Raw genomic sequence first — 24,879 nt, 5'->3', positions numbered from 1 at the left:
TCAACACACTTCTATAAATACGACTTATTGTTTCAGTTTGCATTTATTAGTCAACCTATGAAAACGTTTGTTTTCTGATTCGAAGAGCTCGAATACTCTTACAATCGCTTACCGCTACCGTCTTCCCACATCACTTCGCATTCGTCTTTAATGGCCGCTTTCAATAGTTCAACTAACGGAAAAGCTCGGCTACCGATATTAACAGGCGCTTCAACAACCGCTTCTTCACTGTCATCATCGGTATTTTCTTGTTCTACCTGCTTACTCTGCTCAGCGGCGATCGCAGCACGCAAATTGCTTAACGCTTGAGAAACCTCTGAAGCATCAATTGCTCCTGGGATCGTGCCACTATGTCCAAGCATCTTTATGAACTGAAGACCGACTTCACCAAACATCGTGACGCTAGCATGAGCTTTGCAACTAAAGGTAATTAACATTATGAGCCTCTATCAAATTTAGGTATCTATAAACATTAGCTATCTACAAACTATGTTGAGTAACGTATTGGAAAGCAAGTAGATAATAGCCAAGTAACTTCCTGCAACTAGAACCTTGATTGTGTCACTAACGGATACATCTGCACCGTTAGTGACGCTCATCACTATTTATTGTGAGTCACTCATCATTTAAATATGAAACCTTGATAGTAGTCACACTAAAAAGGTCACTAACACTCTGCTATGACTTTTATTTCATCTACTATTAACATCAATTATCAAAATCTTTGGCACAAATCACATGAAAAGGCTCGTCGGCAGACACCTAGAAGAAATGGCGGACATACGATCCACTCGCAAGCAAAAAATTGTCCACTCCTTTTCACTGGCTGCCGCTGCGTTATTCACATTCTACACTTGGGCTTACTTCCAAGGTCAGCATTACACGCTGTCAATTTTCGAACTGTGTTTTGCACTTATTGCTATCTCCAATGCATTTTACGTAAAAAAAGTCACTGCCGCTGAGTATTCAGAATTGATTCTAAGTGGTGTTCTGCTCGTTCAAGGAGTCATCCTATTCTTGTACAGTCACGCCATTCCCGAGCGGACACTTTGGCTCTACCCGATTTTGGCTGCCGTTATTTTCATAAACGATTTTAGAATTGGCATTATATTCAGTACCTCATTTTGTGTATTTATCAGCACCTTGATTACAGCGATGCCTAGCAGCTTTTCTTTACCTTTTAGCAGCTCACACCGATTTATTCTTAGCTTATTTACAATGAGCTTGGTATGTCACACATCAGCTTATTACTACACAAAAGCCGTCAGTTATATTCAACGCCTATATAAAGAGGGGATTGAAGATCTGGCCTATAGAGACCAACTAACCGGTTTGGCAAACCGTTGGAGCTTTGAACGCTGGGCGACAGAAAAACTTGCGACAGTGGATAGTGAACGCTCACTGACTGCATTAGTTTTTTTGGACATAGATGACTTTAAAGGCATTAATGATAGCTACGGGCACGACGTCGGAGACAGTGTTTTGCAGCATTTTGCGAATCGTTTAAGCAACAACATCCGAACCAGAGACAGGGTAAGTCATGAATACGATTATTCGATTGCGCGCTTTGCTGGAGATGAGTTTGTTTTGATGCTCTACGATGTACCAACTCGCAAAGATCTAGACGGTATTTTAGATCGGATTTGTGGGCTATTCGAAAGTGGTTGCCAGACAAACGAGAGAATCAAGGAATTGACACTCAGTGTTGGGGTTTCGTTGTACCCGCAAGATGCTCAAGAATTACATGAGCTGACGAGATGTGCTGATAAAGCGATGTATGTTGCCAAACATTCAGGAAAAAATCGATACGCTTATTATCACGATAATCCCGTATCAACCTTGATAGAAGAGCTACCGACGAACCTCGCCTTCTCAGAATCGGAATCATCTGAGCTTGAAGGTTGTCTTGAAGCGAAGGTCGAAGGGAGCAATGTTACGTTATTAAAAACGCGTCCACGCTAGCCTGCCATATACATGGCCCATAAACTCACTAAGCCAATAACAATAATCCATACGACTTGTCGTACTAAATTTCGGTTTTCGTTCTTAGATTTAGCAACGGTTTTAAAAGCGGCTTGCTTGGCCGAGTGTATAAAAGGCCCATCTGCTTGGTGCTTTCTAACACGGCGCTTAACCGCTTTATTCGCAACCTCTGTAAAACGCTGACCTTGCTCCGTTGTAAAATCGTTATCAAAGCCCATCCGACCTTGCCTTTCGCCATGTTTTTGCTGTACTGCCATAGCGGCCTCCTTGGCGGTCTGCTCTCTATTCAAGTATAGACATAATTTCATATTCTTACCTGTTCAAAATTTTCGAATAAGTCACTCAACACTGTGCCATCTTCTTTTTAAATCAAATTACATAAACTACAGCTATTCAAGTTTATGAGGATTTCAAAATGACGAGTGTAAGAGCAGTAGATCATGTGATTGCAGCACACGCTACCTCCGATGGTGATGGCGTAAAAATACAAAGACTCGCTGGTTTCAATAACACGCGTTTCTCTCCATTTTTAATGATTGATGAACTTAAGTCGGATGAAAGCAAAGATTATGTTGGCGGCTTTCCTCCACATCCTCACCGTGGGATAGAAACGCTCACTTACATGCTGCAAGGTCACTTCCAGCACAAAGACCACATGGGGAATGTTGGAGAGCTTCGCAGCGGTGGTGCACAGTGGATGGCCGCGGGTCGTGGTGTGATTCACAGCGAAATGCCAATGATGGAAGAAGGTGCACTGCATGGATTTCAGATTTGGATAAACCAACCTGCAACACACAAAATGCAACCAGCGCAATATCACGACTTCCAAAGTGAAAGCATCGCGGAGCATCAAAGTGAACAAAATGGTTTATTGAGAGTTATTGCTGGTGTATTCGAACTGCATAACCTAGCTGACCATGATGTAGAGGCTTTACGAACGCAAGGCCCACTGCAACAAACAGGTGTGCCGTTAAGCGTGGCGGATTGGCGATCTCATTCTGGGCAAAAAATAACATTAGGGATAGATGTTAATCACAATGCCATGACTTACGTGTACCGAGGCAGTATTAAGATCGGTGATAAAGTCATCAACCAAGGTCAACTTGCGTTACTCACTAAAGCTGACTTGCTGTCTTTGAGTAGTTTAGAAGATTCAGGTGTACTGATTTTTTCTGGTGAGCCGATTAATGAACCTGTTGTGCACTATGGTCCGTTTGTCATGAACTCGATGGAAGAAATTGAACAGACGATTCAGGACTACAACAATGGCGTTTTTGAGACTTACTAATTGACGACGTCTTTGCGCTTTTAGCTTTGAATTGAAGTTAAAGATTGAAGATTGAAGATTGAAGATTGAAGAGATTTTGCAACGAACAACAATTTGGTCATCCATTTGATGACTGTAAAAACAAGTGACACTATCCACTGCCGGTTATTATCACTTATTTAACCACGCTCCTAGAGCGTGGTTTTTTTCTATTAAGCCATAGATAAACGATACTCTGGTTGAACGAACTCAGGCCTTCCTACAAGTATTCACACAGGTAAGCTGTCGCTTCTTTAACCTGTAAATCGAATGAAGAGTCACCCGCAACGTCAAAAGACTCACCAGATTGGAATGTAGTCCAATCGTCATCGCCAACACGCTTTACAATTAAAGCACCTTTAACAACAGTCATCTTTTCCGGAGCTGCAGTACCGAATGTGTATTCACCAGCGGCCATCACACCAACACTCACATCAGCACCAGACTGGTTAAACGCTAACGACTTAACACCGCCTTCAAAGTATGTATTTTCTTTAATCATTGTACTTCCTTGTTATCTCAAAATTGCATTACTAGGCTCAACGAATAAGCCTATGCGTAAATTTAGGTGCTAATTGTTTTAACCAATTCGAGACTGTCCTACAAGAAATAAATGAATATAGCTTAGAATCTGTTGACCTTTCGAAGTTAAATTTCGTTCGAGATGGAATCATTTTAGGCGTGGCATTGGGTATACAACCTAATCATTCTAAGTAAATATTCCTTAACAAAGCATGAAGACTGAATGTGTGGGTAAAAAATCACTGAGGCAGTTTGATTCAAAAGAACATTCGATCCTGCTTCTAACTCTTATAAGAACCTTTGCAACCTATCGTTTTATTTTATAGAATCATCACCAGTATGAGTAACTAAAATGAAGAGATAATGGCTAAAAATACCACGAAAAGCAGCGATATATTGGCCAATTCGTTACTCTACGCCTTCTTAATGGCTGGCTTTATGATTGCCCTCACCGTCGGCTATTTCGGCTACCAAGCCTACCAAAAATCTGTAAGCCCAAGTAACGTCCATGGCACATGGATCGAGATTGGTGCTCCACCTTACAAAACAGATATTCTTACACTTTCCGATGATGGTGTGATGATGAACTATCGATTCATCAGTACCTCGTTTGATTTTGATGGCAAAGATGTCACGATCAACACAGGTTCAGGCCCAACGATTTATACCATTAGCGGTACCTACAATTCACCTCGTTTAAAACGGTTAGTGCCGAACACACCATCCAAACAATTCATAAAAGAAGGGTATGAAGATACTGTTGCTGGTGATACTCAAGGACTCATGCAGCAACGACGCTCAGTATTAGCTGAGCAATTCAAAAAATAGCGTTTTAGCAAAATCCTATGTAACAACACCCTTTACATCAACACTACCTGCCCCTTTACAAGCACCGGCATGACGTGCTTCAGATTATAATACCGCTTCAGTTCGCGATATTTTATTGTAGCCTGTCGCACTTTTTCATAACTTCATGTCGTGTAATTTCACTTATGAGACTTTCCTTCTGAGTAAGGTTTTATTTTATAAAACATGGACTCAGCCTCTCATTAATTAAGCAACAGAATTGTAACAAGATACAATTTTTTAGTTGTCCATCGAAAACGGATTTATTTTCAGTCATGAAATTAAAACTCTCTCGAATACTGACGGTGAAGCTCCTTCAAAACTGACGGGAGCCGATTATAGGGCCACTTGGTTCTAAACCTTCAAGGAATGAGAGAAATAGTATGATTCGTATAAACACCTGTGCTGCGAGTATTGCTCTAGCGCTATCTGGTACGGCATTGGCCGCGCCAACAGCACCTAGCATTGATATGTACGGTTCCAACAACCTACAGTTTTCTAAAATTGAACTCGCGATGGAAACCACCTCTGGTTACAACCAGATGGTTAAGTATCACGACAAAGCAAAGGTCGACGTCAAGTTCAACCAATGGAGCGGAACATCAGGAAACACGTACAACATCTACTTTGATGGCGTTAAAGTAGCCACAGGCCCAATCACTGGCAGCCAAACCACGGCTTCATTCGAATACGGCCAAGGCGGCTTATTCGATATGGAAATCGAAGCGTGTGACGAAACAGGTTGTAGCAAAAGCGCACCCGCTAAAATCACGATTGCCGATACCGATGGATCACACCTAGCGCCACTTGCGATGAACGTGGACCCGAACAACAAGTCATACAACACAGACCCAAACACGGTAGTAGGTACTTACTTTGTTGAGTGGGGTATCTATGGCCGTGATTACACAGTCGATAACCTACCTGCTGACAATTTGACCCATATCCTTTATGGCTTCATCCCAATTTGTGGCCCTAACGAATCAGTGAAATCAGTGGGCGGCAACAGTTACAACGCACTCATGACAGCATGTCAGGGCGTTAACGATTACGAAGTGGTGATTCACGACCCTTGGGCGGCTTTTCAAAAGAGTTTCCCGCAAGCGGGTCATGAATACAGCTCCCCTATCAAGGGCAACTACGCAATGATGATGGCGCTAAAACAGCGCAATCCAGATTTGAAGATCATCCCATCAATTGGTGGTTGGACGCTGTCTGACCCATTCTTCGATTTCACAACCAAAGCTAACCGAGACACCTTCGTTGCATCGGTTAAGAAATTCCTTAACACGTGGAAATTCTACGACGGTGTAGATATTGACTGGGAATTCCCTGGTGGAGGCGGTGCGGCGCCAGACCTTGGTGACCCTGTGAATGATGGCCCAGCTTACATTGCACTGATGGCAGAGCTGCGCACTATGCTTGATCAACTAGAAGCGGAAAACGGTCGTACTTACGAGCTAACATCAGCGATCGGTGTTGGTCACGATAAGATTGAAGACGTGAACTACGGCGAGGCTATCCAGTACATGGATTACATCTTTGCAATGACTTACGACTTCTACGGCGGTTGGAACAACGTTTTAGGTCACCAAACAGCACTCAACTGCGGTAACTTCATGCGCCCTGGTCAATGTGATGGCACAGGCCTCGATGAAAATGGCGAACAGTACACTGGCCCTGCTTACACCACAGACAACGGCATCCAATTGCTTCTTGCGCAAGGTGTTCCAGCGAACAAACTTGTGGTTGGTACAGCGATGTACGGTCGTGGTTGGGAGGGTGTATTACCGTCATCACTTTCAGATCCTAGCGATCCAATGACAGGCGTGGGTAATGGCAAACTAACCGGCAGCTCTGCGCAAGGCGTATGGGAAGATGGCGTTATTGACTACAAAGGCATAAAAGCGAACATGCTTGGTGCAAACAACCAAGGCATCAACGGCTTTGAATATGGTTACGACGAAATGGCAGAAGCGCCTTACGTTTGGAACCGTACTTCAGGCAAGTTGATCACATTTGATGATGACCGCTCAGTGAAAGCAAAAGGCGCATACGTTCGTAGCCTTGGCCTTGCGGGTCTATTTTCTTGGGAAATTGATGCGGATAACGGCGATATTCTGAATGCGATGCACGAAGGTCTTGCGGGCAGTACGACAGATCCTGTCAACCGTAAACCAACGGCAGCTGCAGGTGCGGACCAATCAGTTGAAGGCCCTGCTTCTGTTTCTCTAGACAGTAGCGCTTCAAAAGACAGTGACGGTACGATTGCGAGCTACGCTTGGTCACAAGTAAGCGGAACGGCGGTAACTCTAGCCAACTCGAATGCGGCTGTTGCGAGTTTCGATGTAGTGGAAGTCGCACAACAAGAGACTCTGACATTCAGCCTAACCGTAACAGATAACGAAGGCGCAACGTCAACAGACACAGTTGTTGTGACAGTAAACCCTAAAGACACAGGCCCAGTCAATACAGCACCAGTTGCTGTGGTTACGGCTCCTTCTGAAGTGAATGCGGGTGACGTTGTTGTGGTTGATGCTTCGGCTTCGAGCGATGCGGATCAAGACACATTAACCTTCACGTGGGATTTACCAGCAGGTATTAACGCAACAGTACAAGGCGCTTCAGTAAGCTTTGTCGCGGCGGAATACACGCAAGACACGACACTTAATTTCTCAGTGACAGTCAGTGATGGTACAGAGACATCAGTCGCGTCTACTTCAGTGAAAGTTCTTAAGAAAACCACAGGCGGTGGCACGTGTACTAACGCTTGGGATTCAAGTGCGGTCTACAATGGTGGTGATCAAGTGACCCAAGGTGGTAAGGTTTGGGAAGCGAAATGGTGGACAACAGGTGAAGATCCAACAACGACTGGCCAATGGGGCGTGTGGAAAGAGATCGGCCCAGCAAACTGTGCAAACTAAAAATAGGGTTTTGATAAACGCTAACTAAGCGTCGACTAAACACCTAAAAGCAAAGGCCAACCAGATAATGTCTGGTTGGCCTTTTTAGTGTTTGTTTTCTTAGTTGGCGTTCTACTTGCTTGATTCGTTAAACTTAGCCAATCAAGTTATCAAAGCTCTCAAACACTTGTGGGCACTTCATTACTCGTCCGTGGCCTTGCCCTTGAGTTGCAATCAAGTTAACGCGACCCATTTCATAGGCTGCACGCTTCGACACATCAAACTTAGTAAACTTATCTTGTTCATCATGAACAATGATAGTTTGAGACTCACGAAGCGCTAGCTTTCCATAAGGATCAACAGATTGAATCGGGTAGTTAAATTGCTCTTCTACTTCTCCGACTACCGCCTCAAACAGTTTCATTGAGTAACCAGAACGAGCAACACTGCCAAATAGGTTTTCTAGATAATCCAGTACAGGTGCAATCAGCAACAGCGGCTTGTTTTCCAATTTAACGTGCTTACATTCCAATGCAGAAGCCGTACCCATGCTGTGACCGACCAAACCTGCTACCTCCCCAACCGAATCTAGAATCGCTTCCAAGCCATTCACAAATGCAGGGATATGACCATGTACACCATCACTGCCACCGTGCGCCGGGTGATCATAAGCCAGAGCCGTAAAACCTTTGGCTGCAATATGTTCCATCAGAGGGAAGAACTGACTCGCGGTGCCAGACCAACCATGAGTCAGAACCCAAACTGGACCGGTACCCAAAGAATACGTTTTTAAGACGCCATCACGACCTTTGATTTCACTCTTGATAAGCCCTTGCGGATCGGCATTTTTCTGCTCAGTACGCATTGGAGTGAGCAGCAGCTTACGTGCCGTTTTCTTCGCATGACTTGGCGCTAAAATGTAGTGCAGATTGGTTGTAGCGCCAATCAAGCTACGCTTGAAGCTAAATTTGTTCGATGTATTGAAATAGATTTTGTCACTCATGACCGTTCCTTGTATCGCCATCATTGTTGGCGGATCGAGCTCGGCCCTAAAATCGAACGACCGTGCTATTTGTTAGTATAAAAAATGGCGAAAACGCTATTTATGACTGCTTGCCGCCACTTCTCTCAAAATCTTTTGCAAACCTTAACTAAGCAAGGTCACATGCTTTGCGAATTCCATGATTTTCGAACTTCATGATTTGCGAGCTAAGTGGCTTACGAGTTAACCTGCTGTATGTATTAAACCGCTTTCCAACTGGCTACCAAGCGCTGTACACCACTCCAAAAATGGGTGTGGCTCGCTTGTTGACCTCGTAACGAGTAGAACAAGTTCGCACTCAAATAAAGGCCATATAATTCAAAGGTTGCCTGTTTGGGATCTAAATCGGCCCTGAACTGTTTGCTCTCAACCGCTTTTGCTACCTGAATCGTCAAGTAATCAATCCACACTGAAATGGTTTTCTGCAGTGCCTTCTGAATCACAGACGTTTCGCTGCCTGCATCTTTCCAAGCATCAATAAACATACAGCTGCCTTGGAATGAATGATTCCAACCCAACCAATTGTCGAGCAACTGTTTCAATTTCGCTTCGATATCACCATCCCCCAGCTCTCTTGCGGGAATGATGACTCTTTCAGTGAATATGGCGTTGGAGTACTCGAGTACAGAGAGTTGCAGGTTCTCTTTAGAGTTGAAGTGTGCAAACAAGCCACTCTTAGACATGCCACACTGCTTGGCTAACTCGCCAATCGTCAAACTCTCAAGCCCATTCTCACTCGCAAGCGCGAATGCATGGCTCAAAATATACTCTTTGGTTATCTTTCCCTTGCTCATTATTCACCAATAATAAATCTCATGCTTCTTTTTTAGCACGTTCGTTCTTTTTTGCAATTTTTATTTGCAAAACACTTATTTTGTTTTCTCTGATGTCAGAAACTGTGGAAAAATGCGACAGTATTCAAGGGAAATTGAAATCGACTAACTAAAGGAAAAACAATGAACACACTTTGGGAACAGTTTGCGTTTTCGGCGTCGGTAACAGGCCCTATCTGTTTAATGCTGTTTCTTGGTGTGATGCTCAAGCGAATTGGCTTGATCAATGATAATTTCATTGATGTCGCGTCCAAGGTGGTATTTCAAGTCACCCTACCCGCGATGCTATTTCTGAGTATTGTTCAATCGAATCACAACTTTTCAGCCAGTAGCGCGTTAGTTGCGTTTGGCGTCATCGCTAACTTTGTCTTTTTCTTGTTCACGATTTTCTCAACCAAGTTGGTATTCAAAAGCTCTAAAGATCAAGGTGTGATCATCCAAGGGGGATTCCGCGCCAATACCGCGATCATTGGCCTCGCCTATGTGGCTAATATTTATGGCAACCAAGGCGTGGCATTGGCTGCTATCTATGTCGCATCTCTGACCGTGCTGTATAACATTCAAGCCGTGATAGCACTGACACCCAAAGGCAAAGACACCGGCGCTAAAGCCATTAAAGTGATCGCCAAGTCCATCACCAAAAACCCGTTAATCATCGCTATTTTCTTAGCAGTCGTCTTCTATGCACTTTCAATTCCCATTCCAAAAATGGTGACTGATGCTGGGCAATACTTTGCCAACATGACTTTGCCTTTGGCTCTACTTTGTACTGGTGGTTCTCTAGATATTAGTTCGCTTAAACAAGAAAAGTTGTCTACGTGGTTCGCCTCTAGTTACAAGTTAATCGCCTCACCTTTACTGACTACACTGGCTGGTTGGTACTTAGGATTTGAAGGGCTCGATCTCGGACTTATCTTCTTGATGAGCGCAGCACCAACAGCAGCGGCAAGCTATGTTATGGCGCGTGCGATGGGAGGAAACTCAACACTCGCGGCTAACATCATCGCTCTTACTACTGTTGTTTCTCTTATCACTTGTACACTAGGTATATTTGCACTCACTGCAATGGATTTAATATAGCTGCGACAAGCTTCAAAAAACCGACACAAGCCTTGAAACAAAGGTCATAAGCCTTGATTTAGGACTAACTGGTTGGGCATAAAGGCTGCTAGATTTCGTAAAAATTTTACTGAGAGATCTGATATGTCTTCCGTTCAACATACGCCTTCACAACACATCGCCAGTATCGAGTTAGGCAGAGTGATTGCTATCTTGGCAATCATTGGTTTGCACGGCCAAATGGCACTCACTTATTGGCAAATAGATGAAGTGCCATGGGTTGGTTATGTGCTCAACCAAACCGCTCGTTTTGCCGTGCCTCTATTCTTCCTTATTTCAGGCTATCTGATCCAACCTAAGCTCACAGCATCGCCTTGGACAACCTTCATCAACTACTCCAAACCACTACTTAAAGTTTGGTTGGCATGGAGCATCATTTGCTTAGTGATGCCATTCAATCTCGCGAAAGTAGAAGAATTTGGCTATCTAGGCGAGCGTGAAGGCTATTGGGGTTTCTTAATGAATACCCCACTCAACTCTTTCTTAGAGGGTGGGTTGGTACATTTATGGTTCATTCCCGCCCTTGTGTGCGCGGTTTTGATCATCGCCTTAATGGTAGAGATGAAACTCGATAAGCTTCTACTACCGGTGGCCATTCTGCTTTACGTCTATGGTGTATTGGCGGGTAGCTACACAAGCTTAACCGACCTTAGTGCCCCTTTCTTCACACGTAACGGTCCGTTCTTCAGCACGTTAATGGTGACCTTAGGTTTTCTCATTCGTCAGCATCAATGGAAAGTGTCCTCAGCCAAAGCATTAGGGTTATTGGCGTTAGGCATGGTCATCCACTTTGCCGAAGCGGCATGGCTAACCCAATTTGATATCGCCTTTAATATTCACGATTTCTTGTTTGGTACAGCGTTATGGGGGATTGGTGTGTTCATGTGGCTTTTAGCTAATCCAAACATCGGCGATTACGCATGGCTTCGCGCTATCTCGAATCGTATGCTAGGTATCTACGTTTGCCATCTGTTGATCATTATTTTGCTATTCAATGTCTGCGGAGTATTGGGCATCACTGAGCTCGCTAAAGACATCACCGTGTTCTTCGGCACCTTTACCCTGAGCTTTATATTGATCGCTGGTATAGAAAAAACGCCACTGCGCCACTGGTTACTTCGTTAGTGCTCATCTAGCCAACGACGTATTACAGGCCTAGTGAAACCCCTCAGTCTGTAATTTGCCTTGATGCAACATTCTTTTCTGCAACGAGGTTCGCCTTGCCAGTGAAAGCACTAGCTCGCTTTCACTGGCAACTTTAAACTCCAACATCCCTTTCCCTCTTATGCGTTACTCTCTTTTAACCACTGACGTGGTGACACACCCGATACATGCTGAAATGCGCGTGAGAAACCTGAATAACTGCTGTAACCGACTTCATCGGCAATCCAGTTGATGGGCTTATTTTGCAGTAGCAGAGATTGAGCAACGGAAACGCGCCACTTTTGCACGTAATCTCCCGGTGTTTCACCCACCTCACGCTTGAACGCCTCAATAAACTGAGTACGAGACATCGCAGACAATGACGCCATTTCTGCAACCGAAAAGTGACGAGCAGGCAACCGGTGAATAGCCGTCACCACAGCAGCAAGCCTTGGGTGTGCAAGAGCAGAGAAAACGCCGCTATCGATTTTTTGTTGTTCAATGAGATGACGAAAAATCAACGCCATCAACGCATCACTCAACTTGTCCATTAGGTATTGCTGCCCTGACGATTGTTGTCCTGAAGATGCTTGCCCCGACTCTCGAAACAGCACCTCAATCACAGGCATTAAGTTCGGTGCATCTTCAAACGGAATCACTATCATGTCGGGCAGAGCCGATAATAAAGGATTCATCTGCCCTGAACGATACTCCACGTTCACACACACAAGCTCTGCACCCTCTCCCACACCTTCAATTGCATGTGGTGTGCTATTCGGCAGGTAAATAATACAGGGCTGAGAAAGCTGCCGGCATTCCGTATGAGCACCAGACAAGGTCAACTCCCCCGAGCTTAATACATGAAGGTGCCCTTCTTTGCCTTGTTGCGCGTTAAATGACGACACCCCACACAGGTTTCCAGAATAGAAAACGCCAGTGCGTATCGAGAAGTGTTCCATTAATTGTGACAGCAGATCCATGCACCCTCCGAACGATTCGCTTAGTTTTTAGTTCTTTTGTCCCTTTATAGACCGGACAAGTGGGCTAAATTACTTCAAACAAAATAACCAACACTGACAAGGAACTTGATATGTCACACATGAAATCGACCAGTCAAAAAATCACTCTATTGGCCGCGTTACTAGGAACCAGCTTTTCGTTAATGGCAGCAGACCTTGATATGAGTGTCGACAACAATGATCTCGCCATTAAAGGTTATGACCCTGTCGCTTACTTTGCCAATGAGGGGCCAGTTAAAGGCACATCTGAATTCACAGCGACTTATAAGAATGCGATTTATAACTTTGTGAGCAGTGAAAACCGAGATGAATTCCGATCTAACCCATCGGCTTATGCACCTCAATATGGTGGCTATTGTGCCTTTGGTGTGGCAATGGGTAAGAAATTTGAAACGGACCCCCTAGCTTGGAAAGTAGAAGGTGGGAAGCTGTACTTAAACTTAGATAAGTCAGTTCAAAAGCGTTGGCTGGAGAATACGCAAGAATTCATCCAAGACGCCAACAGCAATTGGACCACTATAAAAACCGTGGAAGCCTACAAGCTTTAAGTTCTAGGTTCTAGCCTTCAACGTTTATCCATTGCCAACTAACAAAACGGAAGCGACCGAACGCTTCCGTTTTTATTTTCAGCAGCCAATTATTGATAACACCAAGATAACAGCGATGTAACGCTCAAACCAGAGAGAAATCAGTGCGATTTCAGCACGAATCAAAACCATTTTTATTCTATACTCCTAAAGATAAGCTTTTCTTTTCATGGAAGAATAATGATATTACCTAGGATTTTAGCAATCGGACTCTATGCTTTATCAACACTGACTTACGCTGCTCCATGGCAGTTCGTAAAAAGTGAAGATGGCATCATCATTGATAAGAGACCTCACACTGAAGGCTTGGTAGAAATACGAGCACAAATGCAAACGCCCACCACTTATTCTGGTTTTTTGCTGTTATTGGAAGACAGCGCGAACGTGCCAAACTGGATAGATAACGTATCGGAAAGTCGTGTTTTGATGCAGATATCTGAGGATGAAAATATCGTCTATACCCAGTTCAAAGCGCCTTGGCCTGCCAGAGATCGCGATATGGTGACCTACTCAAAATACAGCATCGAGGATGGGCAGTTTGTCTTGTCGATCAAGGATGCGTCTGATTATTTGGCGAAAGAGTCGGGGTACATTCGAATTTATGATGTAGATGCCTTATGGACTCTGCAACCGCTCACCAATGGTAATACCTATATCACCTATACCGCTTACGCGAACGCAGGTGGCATCCTGCCAAATTGGTTAATGAACAAATTATCGATTGATAGTGCACTGAGCACGTTTAAAGGACTAAAAGAACAATTACAGAAGTACCAAGGCCAGCAGCACCCTAACCTGCCAAGTGAATCTCGCTAGCGATACCAGTCGATGGGTAGATAACTAGGTGGCGAAGTAAGTAAGTAAGTAAGTAAGTAAATAGATAAATACTAAGGCCTTCTAGCGAGGTCGCGAGCTAAGATAAGTGCTAAACCAAACACCTGAAGAAACAGGGCAATATTCTTGTAGAAAGCCATTTTTTCATCGAGCCTTTGGATTAATTCAACCAAGGTCAGATTATCCAAATAGTAGTCATCAATTCGTGCTCGTTGGGCTTCTTGAGCACTGTTTATCAGCATCATAAGCTTGGGTAAATTAGCCAACGAGATGGCTGGCACCTCCTCACTCACCCAACTCCGGAGTTGGCCGCGCAGCGCTTCATCGAGGATGGTGGCAGGTTGAGCGGTTTCTGTTGAGGGTTTATCTAGGTGGATCAGAATGGCTTCACGCTTGCGCTCTAAGGTTTCGATCGTATTCCAGGCCAGTTGTATTGAGTACACATTACCGTATTTACGATCGTTGTATTCCGATTTTTCCGCTTCAATTTTGTCGAGCACCAAGCTCGACATGACAATAGCCATGACGTTCAGTATGAGACCTGCAAGGACAATCGCCCAAGCAGGGGGAAGGCGCAATGCCATAATACTCCCTAGAACATTTTATCAAAAGGTAGGTAAGCTAAGTTTAGGACAATCAAAGAGATCATGCAGATAAGCGTTAACACCATGCCCACTTTTCTACCCTTTAAGTTTTTTGCCAGAATACCTTTTGCATGAATCACACGCCCCAGAATAAATGCAACACCAATGGCATGAATAAGCCACACACTGGCACCATTCATCTCCAAAAAGCCCATCAAAATAACCGTAATTGGGATGTAATCCATTGCATTACTTTGTGCGGAGCGTGCTATCTGTAGCGACTCAACACCGCCATCTGCATGAGCAACCAGATTGATTCGTCTTTGCTTAATGACTTCTATCGCCAACCAAATCATTACGACCGTCAGCAAGGCTGCGTAAAGTGCTGTAACCATTATATTTTCCTATTACTTTGAGTTTGTTGAGCGTATTTCGCTCACCTATCGACGGATGAGTTCGACAACGAATGATATTCGCGCCCGAACATTTGTAAGAGATCTCTCACACCGAACGTAAGAGATCACAGTCAAGCTTCGCAGAAAAAAGAAAAATTACAAACCCAACCCCTTGTTTTATATGAATCCACGCATATTTATTTTAGTTAGCGAGGATATTTATTTCCTAAGGCTAATTGCGAATAAAGCCTCCAAAGTGTTTAATACTCATGTCGACAGGGAGTTGGCAGGAACAGGAAAAAGCCTAACGGATTAGGTATCTTCAGGATGAAGATTTGATGGCTTAGGATGAGTGATCAGCAAGGAAGTTTTACTCTAGGATAGAGTCACTTGTCAGGATGATGAGTTAGCATGGACACCGCTAGGAAGGCGATGGATTGGATAGGTTAAAGGATTTAGCCAAATCAAGGAACGATGCAAGGAGCATACGTGACCTTATTAAAAAATAAGTAACAACGTCAGTAGCAGGATGGCTACGAAAAAGAATAAACCCCGTTTGGTGAAAGCCAAACGGGGTTTCTTTTTTCAACATCGAAAAGCTATTAGTAACTGATCGTTCAAATAGTAGCTAATCGTTCAAAGCCACGTTACAAAATAATGTTCATCAAAAACATAGCACCAAACGCATTCAATACTGAAATCGCGATCATCACAGGGATATAACGACCTTCAGTACCAATTGGTCCCATGATGCGTCCCATATATTGCACCTGAGAACCCATCAAGTAGATAGCTGGCGCCAAGATAGCAATATGGTTGCCGTTCAGAATGCCTTGGTCAAATAGCGTGATAACCACACCGACTGCACCACCCATCGACATCCACGCGCCAATCAATACTGCTGCCGCTTCGCCCGGTAAACCAAATACCGCCATGATAGGTGCAAACACACTACCCATCAGATCCAGTGCACCAGTAATCTGCAACGCCTTAATAATCACAAACGCCATCAGAACATTAGGTACTGTAGAGGTTGTCGCAATAACCCAGCCTTTCTTAGCACCTTCAACGAAAATATCAGTAACCATTGGTTTCTTTGCTTTAACTTCGCTCATTATGCTACTTCCTCTTCCAGTTTTTGTTCTTTGTCTGATTTTGTTTTGTCTTCTTTACCTTCAGTAATATTGAGGTAAAGGCGGAATAAGTTCGCACCAACAAACTTGAAGATAAACATCACCGCAACAGCAAGACCAATTGACGATGTCACTGCCAAAGAACCATCCATCGCCGTTAGAGTGAACAACACCGCACCTGAAGAGAAAAAGTTAACGATCGCCGCACCCGCAGTAAACTGGAACATGGTGAACACATCGGTTTCACGCTTAGTCAAATGCCCTTCATCTTTGAGCTGACGTGTCATCGCAGCACCCGCATCGGTACTTTGCAGAGAAGCAATCAGTGCCAAGCCTGAGTTGCCCGGAATACCCATTAAAGGACGAAGTAGTGGAGTTAGTAGTTTACGAGCCGCGTCCAGTGCACCGTAGTGCTCAAGTACGTTAATCATGCCCAATGCAAACATCACGGTCGGAATAAGTGTCAATGCAAAAATGAAACCGTCGCGCGCACCACTACCGCCTTTACCACGCAGTGACGTCGTTGCCGCTTGGATACCATCAGCCGACTCACTCACATCGTAAGCGACCTTACCAAATGAACCGTTGAGCGTCGTAAAATCGAGCACTCCATACCATTCATTGGACTGCATTAAGCCTGAAAAGAACACAATCGCGAACGCGAGTGCGATATAGCCTCCGATCGTGACTTTACGATCGGTTTTGGTTGGATTAGTCATAAGGACCTCTATACATCTCGTTTATGTGGAACAGAGCACGTCTAGATAGTGCAAACTAATGAGCAAAAGGTTAATGACCAAAATCAAATAGTGCATCGGTTTAAATAAAAGAACCAAAGCAACATATAAAACTGTGATTCAAATTTTAAAGTAGAGGTATACGCTAAAAAAATTAGAATATTTCTCATACAAAACTAAACAAACCTAGCTTCAACACCGCAACCAAAAACGCACATAATCGCCACAACAATCAGGCTTCGAATAGAAAGCTCAAAGAAATCTTTCATCGTGATCTCACGTTTTCACCCAATCTACTGTTTTCTATATAATCTATTGAATTATTAAGATATCTATCACACTGCACATGGTTATTTAGGTCTACGCTTTTACCCGTGTTAATAACTGATTAACTTCGGAGCGTAATCCATGTTAGGTATCCAGCTTTCTGCTGTTCTCTCTTTATTATTTTTTTCTACGGTAGCAGGCGCTGCCACTTCTCAGTTGGGAGAGCCGCTCAAACTAACCAGTTCATTTGCTGGCTACCTATCGCTGACCATTTTCGTTGTCGCCTACATCGTGGTGATGATGGAAGAATACCTAAAACTCCGAAAATCCAAGCCAGTTCTACTTGCAGCGGGCCTGATCTGGATAATCATTGGTTTTACCTACCAAGAACACAACCTTGTTGAAGTCGCCAAACAAGCGCTCGAACACAACCTGCTGGAATATGCCGAGCTATTACTCTTTCTACTCGTCGCCATGACATACATTAGCGCCATGGAAGAGAGGAGACTGTTTGATGCGCTGCAAGCGTGGATGGTAGGCAAAGGCTTTAACTTTCGCTCTTTGTTCTGGATAACCGGTATTCTGGCCTTCTTTATCTCACCTATCGCCGACAACCTCACGACAGCTCTATTGATGTGCGCTGTGGTTCTTAAAGTGGCAGGTTCTAACCCTAAATTCGTCAACCTAGCCTGCGTGAATATCGTGATAGCCGCCAATGCTGGCGGTGCATTCAGTCCATTCGGAGACATCACAACGCTCATGGTGTGGCAGGCTGGTTATGTGAGTTTTAGTGAGTTCATTCCTTTGTTTATTCCTTCGGTGATGAATTACCTCGTCCCTGCGTTGATCATGTCTTACTTTGTACCCACCACTCAGCCCGACACAGTCCATCAACACGTTGAATTAAAACGTGGTGCGAGACGCATCGTATTCTTGTTTATTATGACAATCGCGACCGCTGTTGCTTTCCATGCCGTACTCCACTTCCCTCCAGTAATGGGCATGATGATGGGGCTCGCCTATCTGCAGTTCTTTGGCTATTACTTACGTAAGACCTTACCCAACTCACTCGCCAAGAAAAAGGCAGTGGCGATCGCCAATAACGATGAAGGCGCCCTGAAGCGACTCGGTTCTGTTGTGCCGTTCGATGTATTTCGAAGAGTTTCTCATGCCGAATGGGACACGCTTTTGTTCTTCTACGGCGTAGTAATGTGTGTAGGTGGCTTGAGTCTACTTGGTTACTTGGAATTAGCTTCGGGCGTGATGTATAGCCAGTGGGATCCAATTTGGGCCAACGTCATGGTGGGGATCTTATCGGCTATTGTCGATAACATTCCGGTGATGTTTGCCGTGTTGTCCATGGAACCCCAAATGTCGATGGGCAACTGGCTACTGATCACTTTAACTGCAGGGGTTGGCGGCAGCTTGTTATCTATAGGTAGTGCAGCAGGTGTGGCATTAATGGGGGCAGCACATGGTAAGTACACCTTCTTTGGCCACTTAAAATGGATGCCAGTAATCATGATTGGTTATGGGGTCAGTATCGCCGCTCACCTATGGCTGAACGGTGATATGTTCTAGCCTAAGGCATATCAACTAAAGGCTTATCAACACGTGTCCAGACGTTGCTTAACTGCACTGCTGGACACTGGTTGCAGGTTAACACCGCTCCTTCTTGTTGAATGCGCATCATCAACCCAGAATCCACTCGGCTATTTCCTGAATTCAACTCGATGTTAATCAAATCATTTTCAATACGATAAGTTCTAGTGACCGTGTTACCGATTGTTTGATAGGTCATTTGTCCTGACTCAAAAAGTAGATAGCTGTTATCGTCCGCGTTCTCATACATCCCTTTGAACAAAACAAGCTGCGGTACTTCAAAGGGGCGACTAGTATCAGTTAAACAACCGGTCAGCAATAACACACTAGTGAAAGCTATTATCAGAAAATGATGGTTATTCATTTGGGCATCCTTGCCTAAAAAACATGGCTAAATAATATGCAACCAAATCATTATTTTCCAGAAAGTAGCGAATTTATTGCAAAGTCACGTTTTTATTGCAGAATCACGCTGGGATCTCTTAATGTTCCTCCTGAGTCGTACAAACCTTCAACCTTAACCGATAGAACAGCGTTTCAAGTTGCTAGCTCAGTAGCTTTCTAAGCTTACTTACTTTCTTCCCTCAATCACTAACAAACGCTGTTTACGCTCTACCCCCCCCGCATAACCCGTCAGCTTTCCATTTTTACCTATCACACGATGACACGGCACAATCACAGACACCGGATTTTTGCCATTCGCCAAACCCACTGCACGCACCGCTTTTGGGTTACCAATCGCATCGGCCAATTGTGCATAGCTCCATGTTTCTCCATAAGGAATGGTCATCAGCGCTTGCCAAACCGACTGCTGAAACGGAGTGCCCTTGGCTGCGATAGGCACAGAAAACTGGATAGCTTCACCAGCAAAATAACGATCGAGCTGTTTGATAGCCAACGCAAAGATCGGAAAGCTATCATCTTGAACACCTAACTGTTCAGGCTTGGTAGTGTGAGTTTCAAACCAAAGGCCGAGCAGCCCTTCATCGTTCGCCTGTAACGTCACGGTTCCTAGTGGACTTTGATAATAAGTAAAACGGTTAGTCATAATCTCTCCTAGCTTGGTAATTCCGATGTTTATTCATTGCTTCTATATCAGAGAGGTATCTCTATTCCACTTGAAACATCGTTTAAGACTGATTCCAACAATGGAACGTGGCGTAACTTCCCCAAGGCGAAACACTCTCTGTATTAATGGTAGGGCGATGCTCGATGAATTTCTTCACCACCAAATCGCCTACTAGCAAGTGGTTAGGTTCACTGAGCCCGCGCAGCAGCGCATATTGAATCGTCCAAGGACCAATACCTTTGAGATCAATCCACTTAGAAGGATGCTCAGCTTCGTTATCGACCATGTATTGGGCAAAACGCTTTAAGGTTTCCTTACGACTTCCCGGCATCCTTAGAAAGCTCACATCAGCATCAGCTATTTGTTTAGGTGTAGGGAAATACGCTTTCTCTGATGAATCAGCAATTTGTTGTAAGTCAGAGCACTCTTGTGAATTAGCTTGCTCTTGTGAATCAAACACCTGATATGAACCTGAGAGCTTTCGCACCAACAAGTTGAGCTGACCAATGGCCGCTGTTACCGAGACTTGCTGCCCGAGAATCGCTCTTACTCCGGCTTCCCAAGCACTCCACACACCAGGGATACGAATACCACTCTTAGCCACCAAGTTGGGATCAATGGTGCTAAAGAAATCTTCAACTTTGCTGATATCAACATCAAGGTCGAACATACGTCGAATACTGGCGATCAAACTTCTTAATTGGCTCATATCATCCAACTCAAACTCAATATCCAAACTGCGCTCTTTGGCTAAAGTGGCCTTGAACCAGCCCTTCGAGCCGTTCACGTTCACTGTGCGTTGGTAATAACCGTCGCCCACCTCTTCTAAGCCTTCGATCATTCGTCGTCGATAAAAGCCCAGCAAATGATCCCAGTCCAACGGGCCATGGAAACTGAGTTGGATATGATTACTTAGATTGTTACTTGGCTTAGCTCTTCGGATTTGACTTGGCGAGAGCTGCAGCTCTTTTTGAAAGGCATCATTGAAGCGACGCGTGCTATTAAAGCCACTCGCAAAGCCGACATCGGTAATGCTCATGCTACTGGTGTGAAGTAACTGCTTGGCAAACATCAATTGGCTATAAAGGCTATATTGCTTTGGTGATACGCCGATGTAATTATCGAATAAAGTTCGTAAATAGCGGTCTGAAATACCTAATCGAGTGGCAAGGTCGACGATTGACCCTGAGTTCAGCGCACCATGATCAATCAACTGTAAAGCACGCAAGAAAGTCGTTTCAACACCTTTCCACGCAGGAGAAAAAGGCGCGCTGTCTGGCCGGCAACGTAAGCATGGGCGATACCCAGCCTTCAAGGCTTGAGCTTGATGAGAAAAATACTCGACATTTTCTTCTTTGGGCGGGCTTGCTGGGCAAATCGGACGACAAAAAATTCCGGTTGTTTTTACCGCCGTAAAAAACATCCCATCAAAGCGAGCATCTCGCGCGTATCGAGCTAAATGACACTGCTCACTCGTTAACGTACTGTTGTGATGAATATTTCTCGACATGCTGTGCTCTTCCCATTTGCCATAATTTTTACTCCGATACCTAAAAGTTTACCGTGAACTGTCATTGTCGCTAGCCACTTTCGGAACTGAAGGTTAGATAAATCACAAAAAAGGGTTTTCTTTTTACGCAATTCGACTAAATTTAACCTTGAGAAGAAACTCTTCTCACAACGTCAACGATAGGTACTTAGCACACTAAGATGCAGAGACCTGTCGAATATAAAAAGGAAAAGGCTATGGTTCTTCACACGTGTCGTATTGTTTTATCAAACCAACAGGTTCTCACCAGTCAATCAGTCGAGCAGTCTCTCAGCTTTCTTGAAGACGAAGCGGATAAGGGGATTTCTAAGATTGAGATTGACGCAACGGATGGCAATCAAATCCATTCTTACATGTCACACTCTCTTGAAGAGTCTATCGAGAATCTAATGAATCTCTAGAATTTTCGAAGAATAGTGCTTTGAAGTGATAGGGCTTTTAAAAAAGGTTACGCATACCAGGCTTAAACGGTTTTATCCGAGTTAGGGTTATCTCTGATTTGGAAAAGAAAATCATCTCTGGTTTAAAAACAAAAATGGCTCCCAACTATACAACTAGTTAGGAGCCATTTTTATTTAATCAACAAAGCATACTGGTTACAGAAACAGCTGTTACTCTGGTGTTTGTTCAGCGGCTTGTTGCAACGTGTAGGCAGTCGATGGGTCAATTTCATTAACCAACTTCTCAACCTGAATGATCGCATCAACCGAAGTACTGCTTTTACGGTAGCTCAGGTAAATTGGGCGATACCAGTCTTCAACCCCTTTGACCTTGTGCAATTGACCCGACTCGATAAAAGGTTCAACCATAGAAACAGGTAAATACGCACTGCCACCTTTCTCTAAGATAAAATCTAAAGCGATACGAGCCGTAGAGGTACGTAAATACGGCGCGGGCACTTTTGGGTGACGCTCGGCATGTTCAGAACCGAAGCGCGTTCCCCAATCGACATAAACGTATTTATGTTGGAATACAGATTCCAGATCATCTTGTTGTGTTGATACCAACACCAAAACCAAATCAGCGACTTTTTTACAGTTCAGCTCTTCCGCTTTGATCTGATCAAAAGCGAAAGCCATATCTAAGGTTCGTTCTAACAAATTACGGTTCAGTTGCTCGCGCCCCATCACCTCGGCCATAAAGCCGTAGCCACCGAAAGAGTCGGTCACCACACTTAAGCAGTTTTGTAGATACGCATCCCAGATATTCGGTGTGCCACCCAGTGTTAACTGCAACGCTTTTCCACTTTCTAACGACAGCTCAAATTTGGCTTGTTGTAAGGTGGATACCATCACTTCAGCATAACCAATCAAACGCTCACCGGAAGAGGTAAGCTTGATGTTATTGCGGTCACGAATGAAGAGCTGAGTATCAAAATAGCCTTCAAGCTGTTTGATCCGCGCACTCACCGCTGCTTGTGTTAAATACAAGTTTTCAGCTGCACGCCCAAAGTGGCGCACCCTTGCAACCTCAAGAAAGGTTCTAAATACTTTCACATCCATCAAAAATACATCTCTGTAATAAATCTGCTAACTAGCCGATCTAGGATTGTTTATCGTAAAGGCAAAAACGTTTTGTTTCCTATTTTAGCCTTTTAACAATATTTTCGCGTGAGCAATAAACACTAATTTCTATCTAACCACATTACTGAGGCTGATATGTCTGAGACCGAATTCCGACACGGAAAAAAACGTTTTTATGACACCATTAAATTCCCACGAGGGTTTGCTAAGTCGGGTGATTTTACTCTTTCAGAAGAGGAAATCCTAACCTTGTTTGGTGACACCATGTTTGCACTTGAGACTGGCGAACTTTCGCCAAGCAACTCAGAAGAAAAACACTTCATCAAAGTGTTGTCTCACCCTCATAAGGCGAAGTCCAAGTTAGAGCGTGTTTGGTTGAAGTACATTCAACTGGCTCGTGGACGCCGTCGCTTTCATACCCTAAACGGCTGCAAACGCAGCGAAGTTTCTCGGGAAGAATACGAAAGAGAGTTAGTGTTAGAAGATTAGTAAAACTGCTCAAAGTGATACCTCATCACTTTGAGCTTTTTTTTGTTCACCTCGGATTAGCGGGAACTTAAAACAAACATGCTCCTTCTTCGTCATAATCAAGTGTAGCCAACCTACACAAAAACACCAATATTTATATAAAATTCATATCGATAGCGTGATAGCCACACAATTTCAATCCGTTCTATGGATCTTAATCCCAATTGAATTCATCACTCTTCAGCCTACCTTTTTCTTTTGACACTTGGCTCTGCATAAAATCAATATCTCGGTATGTGACAAACGTATTAATCTTGTTTAACTTCACCAAATATCCATACAATAATTGTGCAATTTTGAGTGTTATAATCACAGATATGACGAAAAAGCAAAAACTTGACCTAAAACAATAGCGCAAGTTGATAACTTATTTTATAATGCGAATTAATGTTTAAGAACACTATAAATTCTAATATCTAGGGGCAAATTAATGAGACTTATCCCGTTAAATCAAGCAGCACAAGTAGGTAAATGGGCAGCAGCACACATCGTTAAACGCATTAACGATTTTAAACCAACTGCAGAGCGTCCTTTTGTACTTGGTCTACCAACTGGTGGTACGCCACTAGCTACTTACAAAGCACTTATCGAGCTACATAAAGCTGGTGAAGTTAGCTTCAAAAACGTAGTTACATTTAACATGGATGAGTACATTGGCATCCCTGCTGATCACCCAGAATCATACCGTACATTCATGTACACTAACTTCTTCAACCACATCGACATTCAAGAAGAGAACATTAACCTTCTAGATGGCAACGCGGAAAACAACGAAGTTGAGTGCAAACGTTACGAAGACAAAATCAAGTCTTACGGCAAAATCAACCTATTCATGGGTGGCGTAGGCAACGACGGTCACATCGCTTTCAACGAGCCAGCTTCTTCTCTATCTTCACGAACTCGTATCAAAACGTTGACTGAAGACACTCGTATCGCGAACTCTCGTTTCTTCGATGGCGACATCAACCAAGTTCCTAAGTACGCACTAACAATCGGTGTTGGTACTCTACTTGATTCTGAAGAAATCATGGTCCTAGTAACAGGCCACAACAAAGCGCTTGCTCTAGAAGCAGCGGTTGAAGGTTCTGTTAACCACCTATGGACGGTATCAGCTCTGCAACTTCACCCTAAATCAGTGATTGTTTGTGACGAGCCGGCAACTCAAGAACTTAAAGTGAAAACAGTTAAGTACTTCTCTGAGTTAGAAGCTGAGAACATTAAAGACCTATAATTCTTAGTTCTTGAATGAGAAAGGCGTCTTGTAATAGAAAGCTGCCTTAAGTAGAAAAGCCACTTAAATGTTAACACTGATCATTTAAGCATTTTCCTGATCAGTTGAACGATCCTACAGATGG

At 43.9% G+C, this 24,879-nt stretch carries 26 protein-coding genes; 12 read left to right on the top strand and 14 right to left on the bottom strand.

Features of this window, described 5'->3' with window-relative positions:
• Positions 1 to 98: 98 nt before the first annotated feature.
• Complete coding sequence (locus ACED42_RS06115) at positions 99 to 437, bottom strand: DUF1840 domain-containing protein (RefSeq protein ID WP_135383472.1); 339 nt, start codon at positions 435 to 437, stop codon at positions 99 to 101.
• A gap of 334 nt (positions 438 to 771) precedes the next feature.
• On the opposite strand from ACED42_RS06115, the gene ACED42_RS06110 reads away from it, so the two are divergent.
• Positions 772 to 1,962, top strand: a complete 1,191-nt coding sequence (locus tag ACED42_RS06110) for a GGDEF domain-containing protein (protein ID WP_102582608.1) — start codon at positions 772 to 774, stop codon at positions 1,960 to 1,962.
• Here ACED42_RS06110 and ACED42_RS06105 read toward each other — a convergent pair.
• The gene (locus ACED42_RS06105) at positions 1,959 to 2,240 is read right to left on the bottom strand and encodes a hypothetical protein (RefSeq protein ID WP_009846127.1); all 282 of its coding nucleotides are present in this window, start codon (positions 2,238 to 2,240) and stop codon (positions 1,959 to 1,961) included. The two genes, ACED42_RS06110 and ACED42_RS06105, sit on opposite strands and share 4 nt — an antisense overlap.
• Positions 2,241 to 2,398: 158 nt before the next feature.
• On the opposite strand from ACED42_RS06105, the gene ACED42_RS06100 reads away from it, so the two are divergent.
• On the top strand, positions 2,399 to 3,271 hold the full coding sequence (locus tag ACED42_RS06100) for a pirin family protein (protein ID WP_371701847.1): 873 nt from the start codon (positions 2,399 to 2,401) through the stop codon (positions 3,269 to 3,271).
• Between the two features lie 238 nt (positions 3,272 to 3,509).
• Here ACED42_RS06100 and ACED42_RS06095 read toward each other — a convergent pair whose 3' ends face one another.
• Complete coding sequence (locus ACED42_RS06095; RefSeq protein WP_009846125.1) at positions 3,510 to 3,791, bottom strand: pyrimidine/purine nucleoside phosphorylase; 282 nt, start codon at positions 3,789 to 3,791, stop codon at positions 3,510 to 3,512.
• Positions 3,792 to 4,174: 383 nt separating this feature from the next.
• Here ACED42_RS06095 and ACED42_RS06090 point away from each other — a divergent pair, with 383 nt between their 5' ends.
• A complete protein-coding gene (locus tag ACED42_RS06090; protein ID WP_012601200.1) occupies positions 4,175 to 4,639 on the top strand; it encodes a DUF2850 domain-containing protein in 465 nt (154 codons plus the stop codon).
• Positions 4,640 to 5,040: 401 nt separating this feature from the next.
• The gene (locus tag ACED42_RS06085; protein WP_371701845.1) at positions 5,041 to 7,581 is read left to right on the top strand and encodes a glycosyl hydrolase family 18 protein; all 2,541 of its coding nucleotides are present in this window, start codon (positions 5,041 to 5,043) and stop codon (positions 7,579 to 7,581) included.
• Between the two features lie 133 nt (positions 7,582 to 7,714).
• On the opposite strand, the gene ACED42_RS06080 is transcribed toward ACED42_RS06085, so the two are convergent.
• Together ACED42_RS06080 and ACED42_RS06075 are read right to left on the bottom strand one after the other, a co-directional pair.
• On the bottom strand, positions 7,715 to 8,563 hold the full coding sequence (locus ACED42_RS06080; protein WP_029222812.1) for an alpha/beta hydrolase: 849 nt from the start codon (positions 8,561 to 8,563) through the stop codon (positions 7,715 to 7,717).
• Positions 8,564 to 8,802: 239 nt separating this feature from the next.
• Positions 8,803 to 9,396: a TetR/AcrR family transcriptional regulator gene (locus ACED42_RS06075; protein WP_017102369.1), complete on the bottom strand. Its 594-nt coding sequence runs from the start codon at positions 9,394 to 9,396 to the stop codon at positions 8,803 to 8,805.
• A 162-nt stretch (positions 9,397 to 9,558) separates the two neighbouring features.
• Between ACED42_RS06075 and ACED42_RS06070 the strand changes: the two genes are divergently transcribed.
• Together ACED42_RS06070 and ACED42_RS06065 are read left to right on the top strand one after the other, a co-directional pair.
• Positions 9,559 to 10,515: an AEC family transporter gene (locus ACED42_RS06070; protein WP_009846120.1), complete on the top strand. Its 957-nt coding sequence runs from the start codon at positions 9,559 to 9,561 to the stop codon at positions 10,513 to 10,515.
• A gap of 123 nt (positions 10,516 to 10,638) precedes the next feature.
• Positions 10,639 to 11,679, top strand: a complete 1,041-nt coding sequence (locus ACED42_RS06065) for an acyltransferase (protein ID WP_371701842.1) — start codon at positions 10,639 to 10,641, stop codon at positions 11,677 to 11,679.
• Between the two features lie 158 nt (positions 11,680 to 11,837).
• On the opposite strand, the gene ACED42_RS06060 is transcribed toward ACED42_RS06065, so the two are convergent.
• Positions 11,838 to 12,677 (bottom strand): cupin domain-containing protein, encoded by an 840-nt coding sequence (locus tag ACED42_RS06060; RefSeq protein WP_371701840.1) that lies wholly within the window; start codon positions 12,675 to 12,677, stop codon positions 11,838 to 11,840.
• Positions 12,678 to 12,787: 110 nt separating this feature from the next.
• Between ACED42_RS06060 and ACED42_RS06055 the strand changes: the two genes are divergently transcribed.
• The gene (locus ACED42_RS06055) at positions 12,788 to 13,264 is read left to right on the top strand and encodes a YHS domain-containing (seleno)protein (RefSeq protein ID WP_009846117.1); all 477 of its coding nucleotides are present in this window, start codon (positions 12,788 to 12,790) and stop codon (positions 13,262 to 13,264) included.
• A gap of 219 nt (positions 13,265 to 13,483) precedes the next feature.
• Positions 13,484 to 14,119, top strand: a complete 636-nt coding sequence (locus ACED42_RS06050; protein WP_012601207.1) for an START domain-containing protein — start codon at positions 13,484 to 13,486, stop codon at positions 14,117 to 14,119.
• Between the two features lie 71 nt (positions 14,120 to 14,190).
• Here ACED42_RS06050 and ACED42_RS06045 read toward each other — a convergent pair whose 3' ends face one another.
• The 4 genes from ACED42_RS06045 to ACED42_RS06030 form a co-directional block, all read right to left on the bottom strand.
• Positions 14,191 to 14,721 carry a hypothetical protein gene (locus ACED42_RS06045; RefSeq protein ID WP_009846115.1) on the bottom strand — a complete coding sequence of 177 codons (531 nt, stop codon included), beginning with the start codon at positions 14,719 to 14,721 and terminating at the stop codon, positions 14,191 to 14,193.
• Between the two features lie 8 nt (positions 14,722 to 14,729).
• Entirely contained in the window at positions 14,730 to 15,116 is a 387-nt protein-coding gene (locus ACED42_RS06040; RefSeq protein ID WP_009846114.1) for an MAPEG family protein, read from the bottom strand.
• A 647-nt stretch (positions 15,117 to 15,763) separates the two neighbouring features.
• Complete coding sequence (locus ACED42_RS06035) at positions 15,764 to 16,231, bottom strand: YjiG family protein (RefSeq protein ID WP_004737023.1); 468 nt, start codon at positions 16,229 to 16,231, stop codon at positions 15,764 to 15,766.
• Positions 16,231 to 16,968 carry a nucleoside recognition domain-containing protein gene (locus ACED42_RS06030; protein WP_371701837.1) on the bottom strand — a complete coding sequence of 246 codons (738 nt, stop codon included), beginning with the start codon at positions 16,966 to 16,968 and terminating at the stop codon, positions 16,231 to 16,233. Before ACED42_RS06030 ends, ACED42_RS06035 begins: the two co-directional genes overlap by 1 nt.
• A gap of 426 nt (positions 16,969 to 17,394) precedes the next feature.
• Between ACED42_RS06030 and nhaD the strand changes: the two genes are divergently transcribed.
• On the top strand, positions 17,395 to 18,834 hold the full coding sequence (gene nhaD / locus ACED42_RS06025) for a sodium:proton antiporter NhaD (RefSeq protein ID WP_012601208.1): 1,440 nt from the start codon (positions 17,395 to 17,397) through the stop codon (positions 18,832 to 18,834).
• Between the two features lies 1 nt (position 18,835).
• Here nhaD and ACED42_RS06020 read toward each other — a convergent pair whose 3' ends face one another.
• The 3 genes from ACED42_RS06020 to ACED42_RS06010 all read right to left on the bottom strand — a co-directional run bounded on the left by ACED42_RS06020 (position 18,836) and on the right by ACED42_RS06010 (position 21,434).
• The gene (locus ACED42_RS06020) at positions 18,836 to 19,219 is read right to left on the bottom strand and encodes a hypothetical protein (RefSeq protein ID WP_065679366.1); all 384 of its coding nucleotides are present in this window, start codon (positions 19,217 to 19,219) and stop codon (positions 18,836 to 18,838) included.
• A gap of 207 nt (positions 19,220 to 19,426) precedes the next feature.
• Entirely contained in the window at positions 19,427 to 19,903 is a 477-nt protein-coding gene (locus tag ACED42_RS06015) for a methylated-DNA--[protein]-cysteine S-methyltransferase (protein WP_017102362.1), read from the bottom strand.
• Positions 19,904 to 19,985: 82 nt separating this feature from the next.
• Positions 19,986 to 21,434, bottom strand: coding sequence for an AlkA N-terminal domain-containing protein (locus ACED42_RS06010; protein ID WP_371701835.1), 1,449 nt, complete (start codon positions 21,432 to 21,434; stop codon positions 19,986 to 19,988).
• Positions 21,435 to 21,670: 236 nt separating this feature from the next.
• Between ACED42_RS06010 and ACED42_RS06005 the strand changes: the two genes are divergently transcribed.
• The gene (locus ACED42_RS06005) at positions 21,671 to 21,874 is read left to right on the top strand and encodes a hypothetical protein (protein WP_012601212.1); all 204 of its coding nucleotides are present in this window, start codon (positions 21,671 to 21,673) and stop codon (positions 21,872 to 21,874) included.
• A 210-nt stretch (positions 21,875 to 22,084) separates the two neighbouring features.
• Here ACED42_RS06005 and ACED42_RS06000 read toward each other — a convergent pair whose 3' ends face one another.
• The gene (locus ACED42_RS06000) at positions 22,085 to 22,975 is read right to left on the bottom strand and encodes a LysR family transcriptional regulator (protein ID WP_029225450.1); all 891 of its coding nucleotides are present in this window, start codon (positions 22,973 to 22,975) and stop codon (positions 22,085 to 22,087) included.
• Between the two features lie 156 nt (positions 22,976 to 23,131).
• On the opposite strand from ACED42_RS06000, the gene ACED42_RS05995 reads away from it, so the two are divergent.
• Both ACED42_RS05995 and nagB read left to right on the top strand, forming a co-directional pair.
• A complete protein-coding gene (locus ACED42_RS05995; protein ID WP_012601214.1) occupies positions 23,132 to 23,485 on the top strand; it encodes a DUF413 domain-containing protein in 354 nt (117 codons plus the stop codon).
• Positions 23,486 to 23,954: 469 nt separating this feature from the next.
• The gene (gene nagB, locus ACED42_RS05990; RefSeq protein WP_012601215.1) at positions 23,955 to 24,755 is read left to right on the top strand and encodes a glucosamine-6-phosphate deaminase; all 801 of its coding nucleotides are present in this window, start codon (positions 23,955 to 23,957) and stop codon (positions 24,753 to 24,755) included.
• The last annotated feature ends 124 nt before the right edge of the window (positions 24,756 to 24,879 follow it).

The organism is Vibrio sp. FF145 (assembly GCF_041439075.1).
Taxonomy (GTDB): Bacteria; Pseudomonadota; Gammaproteobacteria; order Enterobacterales; family Vibrionaceae; genus Vibrio; species Vibrio tasmaniensis_A.
This window is presented reverse-complemented; position numbering and strand designations above follow the sequence as displayed.